This window comes from Paenibacillus solisilvae (assembly GCF_042656405.1).
Taxonomy (GTDB): domain Bacteria; phylum Bacillota; class Bacilli; order Paenibacillales; family Paenibacillaceae; genus Paenibacillus_Z; species Paenibacillus_Z solisilvae.
This window is the reverse complement of sequence record NZ_JBHSOW010000117.1, coordinates 40,356-51,816: the sequence shown is the minus strand read 5'-3', so window position 1 is coordinate 51,816 and position 11,461 is coordinate 40,356. Positions and strand designations below refer to the sequence as shown.

The window sequence follows — 11,461 nt, the reverse complement described above, 5'->3', positions numbered from 1 at the left end:
AGCCAGGATCAAACTCTCCATAATAGTGTTTCCGTCCCGAAGGACTTCCACCTTACAGAAGCTTAATTACTCAAGCTTTGCTAGCTTTTTAAAACCTTTATGACAGGTCACTCATGTTCAGTTTTCAAGGAACAAATGTCTAATTTAGTTCTTCGTGTTGACCGCCATTCTCTCAGCGGCGACTTGATTAATATAACACATCCGCCTAGTTAATTGCAAGCTTTATTTTTTATTTTCTTTTAAATAAAAAACTGTGCTATACTCTCAGGCCAAAAGCGGCAAGAAATAATATAGCACAGTTTAGATTGCTAGGTCAATACCTTTTTAAGAATCCATTTTGTTCATGATCTCTTCTATATAGAGCTGACGTTCAATTGATAAATTTACAATGGTTCCATTAATAGATACCCAAGGTCTTGTCGGATAATTGCGGTCTGAAAAGACAATTTCTCCTATGCGGTCATCGCTCAGCCTTACAATCGTACCATTGTGAAACTGGGTTACTTTATCAATGAAGGTCTGAACATAAGCCGGTTCGAGTTTACCGAATGAATCCTGTTGGATCTGTTCAAGTACCATGTACGGCGAAGTCGCTTTACGATAAATTCGTTTCATCGTCATCGCATTAAAGATATCCGAAATTGCCACCAGCTTCGCGTACGGGTGAATCTTCGCGGATACAACACCTAAAGGATAGCCGCTTCCATCGACTCGTTCATGGTGCTGCAGCGCCGCGAGCTTCACACCTTCGTTAATGGCCGTTACTTTTAATAGGATCTGGTAGCCTAATACGGTATGCCGTTTCATCTCTTCCGCTTCTTCAGCGGTCAATTTGGTAGGCTTATTCAATATGGCCCTGTCTATCTTGGCATTGCCGATATCATGAAGGAGACCGGCAAGTGCTGCCGGAATCCAATCCTTCTTCGGAAAATCATTCCACTGTGCGAGCATGTAGCAGCTCATTGCCGACATAACACTTTTGTGATAAAGATAATCTTCATTCTTAACCGAGCTCGGTGAGAAGGTTAAAATTTTGTACTCTTGAATATGTGAGAGAAGAGCTTCTAGTTGATTGCGTATTTCAAGAATAGAATTACCCATTCCGCTCATGACTTGATTAGAGACGCCTTTGAGCAGTGCAACTGTACGATCATATTGGTCCATAATAGGAGATTTTGGTGATGCGTCTTTTGCCTGTTCCTGCACTTTATCGCCGGCAGCGGCAGCTTCTTCTTTCTTATCTCCTAATGAACCAACGACGACGGTAGGGATTAAAAATGCTTGAAGGATTTCAAGCTCCCGAGGAGTTATAACTTTTCCCTTATGAAAAAGAACACTGCCAAGAGGGGTAAGAACGTCCTGTACAATCTTATCCCCGAGCTTAATTTGCGATACCGCTACCGTTGCCATTGCTCTCTCCTCCACCTATATGCGGTGAGTCACTCTTCTTAAGTCTCATCCGTTTCCGAAGATGTTCCTTCCACTTGAGCATCTTCTTCCAGCTCTTCATTCGTTTCCTGCTCATCACTTCGAGCTACGCGCGTGACGGTAGCAACGGAATCCTCCTCACGGATATGAATCAGCTTCACACCCTGAGTATTACGACCCATTGTCGAGATTCCATCCATGCTCATACGAATCATTGTACCTGATGATGTCATAATCATCAGATCCTCATCGTTTTGAACCACTTTAAGACCTACGATTGGTCCGTTCTTCTCAGTTACATTGAGTGTTTTAATTCCTTTACCACCGCGAGTTTGGATCCGATATTCACTGATCGGCGTCCGTTTACCATAACCTTTTGAGGTAACAATAAGCACTTCGTTCTCCGGCACGACAACGTCCATATCAATAACAAAATCATCGTCATCACTGTTGATACCTCTAACCCCGGTTGCCGAACGGCCCATCGGACGTACATCCTGCTCAGGGAATCGAATAGACATCCCTTGGCTTGTTCCCATGATTATTTCCTGGTTGCCATCCGTCAGTTTCACACCTATCAACTCATCGTCTTCACGAAGGTTAATCGCTATCAGACCAATTTTGCGGATATTAGAGTAATCATCAAGAGGCGTTTTCTTCACAACCCCCTGCTTGGTAGCGAAGAAGAGGAATTGTTCCGATTCAAATGACTCAACCGGAATAACCGCATTAACCGTTTCGCCCTGTTCAATCTGAAGAAGGTTAATAATCGGTGTCCCTCTTGCTGTCCGGCTCAAATCTGGAATCTCATACGCCTTCAAGCGGTAGACTTTGCCTTTGTTGGTGAAGAACAGCAGGAAGTGATGCGTATTAGAGACGAAAAGATGCTCAACAAAGTCATTATCCTTCGTATCCATACCAATTACACCTCTACCGCCGCGCTTCTGGCTGCGGTAAGTGGTAACCGGCAGACGCTTCACATAGCCGGAATGCGTCACCGAAACGACGACATCTTCACGAGGGATAAGGTCTTCATCTAGAATCTCATCATCGCTTGCCATCAGTTCAGTCCGGCGCTCGTCTCCGAATCTTGATTTCACATCCTCAAGCTCTTCGCTGATGATTTGGAGAACCAACTGCTCATCAGCAAGAATCGCTTTTAATTCCGCAATTTTCTTCTGGAGTTCAGCGTACTCTGCTTCAATCTTATCCCGCTCTAGTCCAGTAAGTCTTTGCAGACGCATGTCCAAGATAGCCTGTGCTTGATCGTAAGTTAGACTGAAACGTGAGATTAGACCATCTCGCGCTTCCTCAGCAGTCTGAGAAGCTCGAATAAGTTTAATAACCTCATCCAAATGATCGAGTGCAATACGCAAGCCCTCTAGAATATGTGCGCGAGCTTCGGCTTTCTTAAGATCGAATTCCGTACGCCGGCGTATAACTTCAATTTGATGCTGCAGGTAGTAGTACAGAATATCCCTCAAATTAAGAACACGCGGTTCACGATTAACAAGAGCCAACATGTTGTAGCTGAAGTTCATCTGCATTTGAGTTTGCTTGTATAAGTTATTCAATACGACGCTTGGCGTAATATCGCGGCGCAGCTCAATGACAACACGCATACCATTGCGATCGGACTCATCACGGAGATCCGTAATACCTTCAATTTTCTTCTCTCGTACGAGCTCTGCAATTTTCTCAACGAGACGAGCTTTATTGACCTGGTACGGCAGCTCGTGCACGATAATCCGTGCTTTACCGCCATTCTCCTCAATCGTTGCTCGTGCACGCATCGTTACTGATCCGCGTCCGGTTGTGTAAGCTTGGCGAATGCCTTCGCGCCCCATTACAAAGCCTGCTGTTGGGAAATCGGGACCTTTTATATAATCCATCAGTTCAATTGGAGTGATATCCGGGTTGCGGATCATAGCTTGGACACCATCAATAACCTCGCCCAAGTTATGCGGAGGAATGTTTGTAGCCATCCCTACCGCGATACCAGTCAATCCATTGACCAATAAGTTTGGAAAACGCGCGGGTAAAACGGTCGGCTCATGCTCTTCTCCATCATAGTTGGGAGCAAAGTCGATTGTTTCTTTATTTATATCACGGAGCATCTCCATCGCAATCTTAGATAGACGCGCTTCGGTATACCGCATCGCAGCTGCAAAGTCTCCGTCAATCGAACCAAAGTTACCATGCCCATCGATCAGCATGTAACGAAGCGAGAAATCCTGTGCCATACGGACCATTGTTTCATAGACTGCAGAATCGCCATGGGGGTGATACTTACCGATGACTTCGCCAACAATCCTCGCGGATTTCTTATACGGCTTATCTGAAGACATGCCCAGTTCTGACATCGCAAATAAAATGCGGCGGTGCACCGGTTTTAATCCGTCTCTTACGTCGGGGAGCGCGCGGCTTACGATAATGCTCATCGCATAATCCATAAACGATTCTCGCATCTCGACGCCGATGTCGCGATCTCGTACTTGCGAACGTTGTTCTTCCGCCATTGTTGACCTCCTAAAGTTTCGAAGAAAAACACACTTCGATAGCATTACCTTTGTAACAAATAATGGAAATCTCTTTGTTATAGTTTTTGCACAATAACGCCTTTATTAAACCTTCCGGAAGATAATCTTTGCTGCACTCGTATTTTTCGTCATTGATCCGGAAGTGGTAGGTATTCGCCCTGGCCGCTTTAACTGTATTGCCATAAACTATTCAAGTGACAGCATGCTCAAACCACAGGTCAAAAAATAGGCATTATCTTTATTATAACATCGTTTTTAATCGATGTCTCCTGCATGCTTATACGTCCTTAGAATTGCAACTAGAGAAATCGAAAGGCGGAGCCTCTTTGGCTATTCAACGGGTTAGTAGTAAGTGGGCAAAAACCAATGTGCTGATTAAATCTGAGGAACTGCGGGATCAGATACCGGTAACTGTGGAATGGAGCCAAGATGCATTAAACCAGATGCTGAATAAATATGGAATGGTTTATGTAAAGCCTGATTTCGGCACTTACGGTTCAGGAGTTATCCGGGTTCAGAAATCAAGCAGTGGGAACTATTCGTTCCAGGTTAAAACAAAGAAACGAGCCTTCCCCTCCTTCGAGCAAATGATTGTTCCTCTGCAGCGGATTATATCCAATCGTCCGTATCTCATACAGCGGGGTATTTATCTTTTAAAATATTCCCGCCGGCGATTTGACCTTCGAGTCATGGTTCAGAAAAATGATACGAATGAGTGGGAGTCCACTGGGATCATCGGTCGGCTCAGTCATCCTCGCAAGATTGTAACAAACTATCACAGCGGCGGCACACCTATGTCGATTGAGAAGCTGATGGGACGGCATCTCTCACATGCAGACATCGCTGCTTACAAAACTCAATTATGCAAACAAGGGGTTGCAATCGCAACTCAACTGCAAACGAAATATCCAAGACTTAAAGAGATTGGTGTCGATGTGGCCGTTGATACATCGCTTAAACCTTGGATTCTTGAGGTTAATACACTTCCTGACCCTTATATATTTCGCAAATTACAGGATAAGCGTATTTTCCGTAAAATCAGGCGCTATTGTAAATTATACGGCCGCTTATGAGAAAAGCCGTCCGGCTGAAACCGGACGGCTTTATGAATACTGAGTCCTATACGTCTAAGTTCTTAACAAACTTAGCGAATTGTTGGATGAAATCACGACGAGGCTCAACGTTGTCACCCATTAAGGTTTCAAACATGTTATCTGCTTCAATCGCATCATCAATCGTTACCTGCATCATCGTACGGCTCTCTGGATCCATCGTTGTTTCCCAAAGCTGGGTCGCATTCATCTCTCCAAGACCTTTATAACGCTGGACATTTACTTTAACGCCATCTCCGAACTCAGCAATGATCTGATCACGTTCTTTCTCACTTTGAGCATAACGGATCACTTTATTGCGTTCAATTTTGAAGAGCGGCGGTTCTGCGATATAAATATAGCCGGCTTCGATGATTTTGCGCATGTACCGGAAGAAGAACGTGAGCAGCAGTGTACGAATATGAGCGCCATCGACGTCCGCATCGGTCATAATGATAACTTTATGGTAACGAGCTTTGGTAATATCAAAGTCTTCGGCAATACCTGTGCCAAGCGCTGTAATAATTGCCCGAATCTCCGTATTGGACAAAATACGATCCAAACGTGCCCGCTCAACATTGAGGATTTTCCCGCGCAAAGGCAGAATAGCCTGGAAATGACGATCCCGTCCTTGCTTGGCCGATCCACCCGCGGAGTCACCTTCTACGATGTAAATTTCACTGATGGAAGCATCCTTGGAAGAACAATCAGCAAGTTTACCAGGCAGAGAGCTGACTTCAAGCGCGCTTTTCCGTCGTGTTAACTCACGTGCTTTTCGCGCAGCTTCACGCGCACGGGCTGCTTGCAGGCCTTTATCCACGATTTTCTTTGCAACCGATGGATTCTCATCTAGAAACTCAATAAGCTTCTCAGCGAACAGCGATTCCACTATACCGCGAACTTCACTGTTACCCAGCTTTGTCTTGGTTTGACCTTCGAATTGCGGTTCAGGAATTTTGACGGAGATGATCGCGGTCAGTCCCTCACGAACATCATCACCTGACAAGTTCGAATCATTCTCCTTAATCGCATTCATTTTGCGGGAATACTCGTTAATGATCCGGGTCAGAGCACTCTTGAATCCTGATTCATGCGTGCCGCCTTCATGCGTGTTGATATTATTGGCGAAGGAGTAAATATTCTCTGTATAACTGTCATTGTATTGAAGCGCTACCTCGACAGAAATATTGTCCTTAAGCCCTTCCACATAAATTGGATTCTCATGCAGAGATTCCCGGCTGCGGTTTAGATATCGGACAAACTCAATGATACCGCCTTCGTATTTATACGTGTTGGTCGCTCCAGTACGTTCGTCGAGCAACACGATTTCAATGCCTTTATTTAAGAAAGCAAGCTCACGAATCCGGTTTTGAAGGACTTCATACTCATAGACAAGCGTTTCTGTAAAAATTTCATGATCCGGCTTAAAACGGGTAGTCGTTCCCGTTTCATCCGAATCACCGACGATTTTGACATCATATTGCGGAGCGCCGCGGCGATATTCCTGCTGATAAATCTTGCCTTCGCGTTTAACTGTAACAATAACCTGCTCAGACAAGGCATTAACAACCGATATACCAACTCCGTGAAGACCGCCGGACACCTTATAACCTTCTCCGCCAAATTTTCCTCCGGCATGAAGAACCGTCATAACGACTTCCAGGGTTGAACGTTTCATCTTCGTATTCTCGCCGACAGGAATTCCCCGTCCGTTATCAATAACGGTAATACTGTTATCTTCATGTATAGTCACTAAAATGCGATCGCAATATCCTGCGAGCGCTTCGTCAATACTATTATCCACGACTTCCCAAACCAAATGGTGAAGCCCTTTGGAGCTTGTGGATCCGATGTACATACCCGGACGTTTCCGTACGGCTTCTAAACCTTCTAGTACTTGAATTTGATTCTCATCGTACCCGTGCTGCTGATTTACCGACATTCTCGAATTCACTGCTCCTCTCAACTGCTCTTGCCACATCAATTAGTCTAATCGCCTACACATGCCGCTTAATTCGTCACCAATTGATGCGATCGTTTCTTCAACGTGGAGGATGATATGGGCGAATAGTATATTTTGTGCTGCGTAACAACAATCGATTTCGCTTCTTCTTCTCCTATGACTTCAACGTCTTTCCGCTTTCGTGCCTGCGCAACGAATTGCTTGGACAGTTTGGAGGATTGCTCGATAGAAATATCAAAAATCGCTACAAGCTCTGCAGCGCGAATAATTTTTTCTCCACCCAAATGAATGTACATGGGAGCCTCCACCCTTCATTCCTAACGTGCTACCTGACCATCTCGCACATGATAGATACGAGAATCTTGCAGCTTATTGACATTAACGCTTTCAAGACCGGTCGTTGTAATAAACGTTTGTACTTTACTTTGAAAGGTTTCAATCAATTGCGTCTGTCTGTTCTGATCAAGCTCAGACAAGACATCATCGAGCAGCAGAAGCGGATACTCACCAATTTCTTCATGGATGAGCTCGATCTCTGCTAATTTAAGCGACAGTGCGGTCGTTCGCTGCTGCCCTTGCGAACCGTATACGGACGCCTCTTTGCCATTTATATAAAAGGCCATATCATCACGATGAGGACCGACAAGTGTAAGCCCTCGGCGGAGCTCCTGATCCTTTACCTGTGTTAACTTTATCATAAACTGCTCAAATAAAACAGATTCTTCTTCGATGCCGTCCGATTCGAAGGACGGGCGGTATACGATTGTTAACTCTTCTGAACCAGCAGTTATGCCTGCATGGATCTGCTGGGCCCACTTTTGGAGTTTATAAATAAAGTTTTGCCTTTTTTTCACGATTTTAACACCATGCTCGGCAAGCTGCATATTCCACACGTCCATCATGGCCTGCTGCGTGCTTCCAGGTGAAGCCGTCTTTAAGTAATTATTGCGCTGCATCAGGACTTTGGCGTATTGGCCGAGTGAATGCAAATAACCGGGCTGAACCTGGCCGATTTCCATATCAAGAAATCGCCTGCGAATGCCCGGTGTACCTTTGACAATTTCTAAATCCTCCGGCGCAAACATCACAACATTCAATGCACCGACAAAATCACTCAATTTCCGCTGTTCGAGTCCGTTAATCTTCGCCTTCTTGCCTTGTGTCGACAACGTTAAATCAAGTGTAAGCCCTCCGTACTTCTTATCGACTTCACCTCTTATTCGCGCTTCCGAGGACTGCCAGCCAATAAGCTCTTTATCCTTGCTTGTTCGATGAGACTTCGTGAGTGCCAGCACGAAGATGGCCTCGAGCAAATTTGTTTTCCCCTGAGCATTGGGACCAATAAATAAATTCACTTGACTATCCGTCTTAATTTCAAGCTGCTCATAATTGCGATAATGGTTTAACTGAATCGAATTTAAGTACACCCCGCTGCCTCCCGGTTCTTGCTCGCGAATAAGCCCTTTGGCGCTTTAACGCTTCACGACCGTAAAGACTTCGAATCCTTCTACCTTTACTTTGTCACCAGGGTAGAGCTTGCGTCCCCGGCGATTATCCGGCTCCCCATTGATGACAACCTTCTTCTCCTGCAGAAAAAACTTGGCCGCTCCGCCAGTATCGATACATCCTGACAGTTTCAAAAACTGTCCAAGGGGGATATATTCTGTCGTTATTTCAATTTCATTGTCATTCATTGTTTATCGCTCCTGTTTAGCCGGTTGTCCGGTACGGCAATATTAGATGCAAGCTGTGTGGGTGATCCGTCGGCTTAATTATTATAGGGCTCATTGCTCCAGTAAAGCCAATAAACAAATATTCGCTGTCGATGACTTTAAGCGCATCGAGCATATATTTGGAATTAAACGCAATACGAAGTGCGTCTCCATTCATTTCTTTAACCTCTAATTGCTCGGTTACCCGCCCAAGTTCTGTGGAGCTTGAGGAAATTTCGATCGTGCCGTCTTCCTGCGTAATAAGGCGAACAATGTTCGTTTTTTCTTCACGTGACATGAGATAAGCGCGGTCGATGGCATCGGTTAGTTTTTTTGTGTGCAGAACGAGTTCTGTTTTGAATGTCTGCGGAATAATCTTAGAAGTATCTGGATAAGTACCGTCCAAGATACGGGAATAAAACAGCATATTACCCATTTTGAACAGTACTTGATTGTCTGCAACGACGATTTCAACTTCGCTGCTGTCATCGGGTACAAGCTTGGATAATTCATTAAGCGTTTTACCTGAAATGACAATGTTTGAAAAACGATAGTCAATGCCCGCGGTCACTGCTGCGGAGCGGCTAGCCAATCGGTGACGGTCTGTAGCAACAAACTTTAATTGGCCTTCCGCCAAATTCCATAGTGCGCCGGTGAGAATAGGGGTTTGCTCACTGGTCGATGCAGCGAATACCGTTTGACGAATCATGGATTTAATCAAATCGCCCGGAACGGAGATGGTTTCACTTTCTTCGATTGTTGGCAGTATCGGAAATTCTTCAGGATCAAGGCCGACCATTTGAATATCCGTGGATCCTGAGCGAATCATCGTTTGGTGATGTTCTTTAACTTCAATCTCGATTTCATCGGAAGGCAGTTTTTTAACAATCTCAACGAAAAATTTTGCAGGAAGGACTACACTTCCGGGTTTTTCTACTTTCGCTATAACATATTCTCCGTTTTCCACTGGAATAAAGCTTTGAATTGAAATATCGGTATCGCTTGCCGTTAAAGTAACGCCTTGATGGGTTACATCAAATTTGATTCCGCCAAGAATAGGGATAGCCGGCCTTGATGACGATGCTTTGGAAACTTGTTGGATAGCATCGTTTAATTGATCTTTTCTTATTGTTAATTTCATGATTTCACTCCTATGTGCAGGGTATGCGAAAAAGGTAAGAAATTCGCAGTTTTGCACTTTATATTGATGATGTTCTTTAGTTATTTAAAGCTAGTCGTAGTAGTAGGGACGCTGAATATGTGGATAAGTGGATAAAGTGCCGATAAAGTAAGCCTATCCACATGTGTATAGAGTGTGCATAGGCTTAAAAGTTGTTCACGTGTGATTTTTAATTTTTTCGGTCAGCGTTTGAACGATTTTATGGAGCTCCGAATCGATCTTCAGCTGCTGCGTGATTTTCTCATGGGCATGAATGACCGTGGTATGGTCCCGGCCCCCGAAGGCTTCACCGATTTTGGGAAGCGAATAGTCGGTTAATTCTCGAGACAGGTACATGGCAACTTGCCTTGGGAACGCGACAGCTTTGGTTCGTTTGCGAGCCTTGAATTCTTCTAGTTTCAGGCCGTAAAGCTCTCCAACCTTCTGCTGAATGTCCTGCATGGTGATCATTTTCGGTCTGCCGGAAGGAATAATGTCTTTGAGGGCCTCTGCAGCAAGGTGGGATGAAATATCTTCGTTTATAAGCGAGGAATATGCCACAACACGGATTAGAGCACCTTCAAGTTCCCGAATGTTCGTATCAATATGACTGGCGATATAAGCCATAGCCTCGTTTGGAATCTCCAGGTTCTCAGCTTTGGCCTTCTTTCTTAGAATCGCAATACGAGTTTCTAAGTCAGGAGGTTGAATATCGGTTATAAGTCCCCATTCAAAACGGGAGCGCAGTCTTTCCTCGAGCGTCGGAATTTCTTTCGGCTGCCGGTCACTGGAAATAACGATTTGCTTGCGTTCCTCATGAAGCGCATTAAATGTGTGGAAAAACTCTTCCTGCGTTTGTTCTTTACCCGCGAGAAACTGAATATCATCAATGAGAAGAACGTCGATATTTCGATATTTATTACGGAAACTCTCTCCACGGTTGTCCCGGATCGCATTAATAAATTCATTCGTAAACTTCTCAGAAGACAGATAAAGGACCCGTGTACTTGGATTATGCTCCAAAATATAATGACCAATTGCATGCATCAAATGCGTTTTCCCAAGTCCTACTCCCCCATATAGAAATAACGGATTGTAGGCCTTGGCAGGCGCCTCCGCTACGGCTAGCGACGCTGCATGGGCAAATCGGTTATTTGCTCCAATAACGAAATTATCGAACATATATTTGGGATTAAGCATATGAGAAAACGTTTCTTCCGGCCCGACATTAACGGTAGGCAGGATTTGAGGCTGAACGACAATTGGCTCAGGAGGCTTATTCTCTTCAATTACAAATTTAATATCATATTGACGGCCCATAAATTCTTGCAGCGTAGTCCGCACAAGCTTTGTATAGCGACTTTCAAGCCATTCAGCTGCAAAAGTCGTAGGCGCTGTTACAACAACCATTGAATCGCCATTAAAAGAAGCCTTAGTAGCTTTGAACCAAGTGTCAAAACTTGGCTTACTGAGCTTCGTTTGAATGATCGACAGCACCTGCTGCCACATTTCATGCGTATGGCTATCCACAGATTGTCACTCCTTATCAAATTCACCGAAAACGCTGT

The 11,461-nt window shown here is 44.6% G+C and carries 9 protein-coding genes; 1 reads left to right on the top strand and 8 read right to left on the bottom strand.

Annotated elements, in window-relative coordinates:
- Nucleotides 1-324 precede the first annotated feature (324 nt).
- Nucleotides 325-1,410: an HD-GYP domain-containing protein gene (locus tag ACFPYJ_RS29665; RefSeq protein ID WP_379191864.1), complete on the bottom strand. Its 1,086-nt coding sequence runs from the start codon at nt 1,408-1,410 to the stop codon at nt 325-327.
- A 38-nt stretch (nt 1,411-1,448) separates the two neighbouring features.
- The gene (gene gyrA / locus ACFPYJ_RS29660) at nt 1,449-3,947 is read right to left on the bottom strand and encodes a DNA gyrase subunit A (protein ID WP_379191863.1); all 2,499 of its coding nucleotides are present in this window, start codon (nt 3,945-3,947) and stop codon (nt 1,449-1,451) included.
- Nucleotides 3,948-4,294: 347 nt separating this feature from the next.
- Between gyrA and ACFPYJ_RS29655 the strand changes: the two genes are divergently transcribed.
- The gene (locus ACFPYJ_RS29655) at nt 4,295-5,041 is read left to right on the top strand and encodes a YheC/YheD family protein (protein ID WP_379191862.1); all 747 of its coding nucleotides are present in this window, start codon (nt 4,295-4,297) and stop codon (nt 5,039-5,041) included.
- Nucleotides 5,042-5,087: 46 nt separating this feature from the next.
- Here ACFPYJ_RS29655 and gyrB read toward each other — a convergent pair whose 3' ends face one another.
- From gyrB to dnaA, 6 genes are all read right to left on the bottom strand, one after another.
- A complete protein-coding gene (gyrB, locus tag ACFPYJ_RS29650) occupies nt 5,088-7,001 on the bottom strand; it encodes a DNA topoisomerase (ATP-hydrolyzing) subunit B (RefSeq protein WP_379191861.1) in 1,914 nt (637 codons plus the stop codon).
- A gap of 68 nt (nt 7,002-7,069) precedes the next feature.
- Nucleotides 7,070-7,318 carry an extracellular matrix regulator RemB gene (gene remB / locus ACFPYJ_RS29645; protein WP_379191860.1) on the bottom strand — a complete coding sequence of 83 codons (249 nt, stop codon included), beginning with the start codon at nt 7,316-7,318 and terminating at the stop codon, nt 7,070-7,072.
- Between the two features lie 21 nt (nt 7,319-7,339).
- Nucleotides 7,340-8,449 (bottom strand): DNA replication/repair protein RecF, encoded by a 1,110-nt coding sequence (recF, locus tag ACFPYJ_RS29640; protein WP_379191859.1) that lies wholly within the window; start codon nt 8,447-8,449, stop codon nt 7,340-7,342.
- A 45-nt stretch (nt 8,450-8,494) separates the two neighbouring features.
- A complete protein-coding gene (gene yaaA / locus ACFPYJ_RS29635) occupies nt 8,495-8,716 on the bottom strand; it encodes a S4 domain-containing protein YaaA (protein WP_379191858.1) in 222 nt (73 codons plus the stop codon).
- Nucleotides 8,717-8,732: 16 nt separating this feature from the next.
- A complete protein-coding gene (dnaN, locus tag ACFPYJ_RS29630; RefSeq protein ID WP_379191857.1) occupies nt 8,733-9,875 on the bottom strand; it encodes a DNA polymerase III subunit beta in 1,143 nt (380 codons plus the stop codon).
- A gap of 195 nt (nt 9,876-10,070) precedes the next feature.
- Entirely contained in the window at nt 10,071-11,423 is a 1,353-nt protein-coding gene (dnaA, locus tag ACFPYJ_RS29625; protein WP_379191856.1) for a chromosomal replication initiator protein DnaA, read from the bottom strand.
- Nucleotides 11,424-11,461 lie beyond the last annotated feature (38 nt).

What these genes read in the sequence shown, in the direction of transcription:
- ACFPYJ_RS29665 (WP_379191864.1), bottom strand. Translation starts at nt 1,410, where the DNA reads ATGGCAACGGTAGCGGTATCGCAAATTAAGCTCGGGGATAAGATTGTA.
- gyrA (WP_379191863.1), bottom strand. Translation starts at nt 3,947, where the DNA reads ATGGCGGAAGAACAACGTTCGCAAGTACGAGATCGCGACATCGGCGTC.
- gyrB (WP_379191861.1), bottom strand. Translation starts at nt 7,001, where the DNA reads ATGTCGGTAAATCAGCAGCACGGGTACGATGAGAATCAAATTCAAGTA.
- remB (WP_379191860.1), bottom strand. Translation starts at nt 7,318, where the DNA reads ATGTACATTCATTTGGGTGGAGAAAAAATTATTCGCGCTGCAGAGCTT.
- yaaA (WP_379191858.1), bottom strand. Translation starts at nt 8,716, where the DNA reads ATGAATGACAATGAAATTGAAATAACGACAGAATATATCCCCCTTGGA.
- dnaN (WP_379191857.1), bottom strand. Translation starts at nt 9,875, where the DNA reads ATGAAATTAACAATAAGAAAAGATCAATTAAACGATGCTATCCAACAA.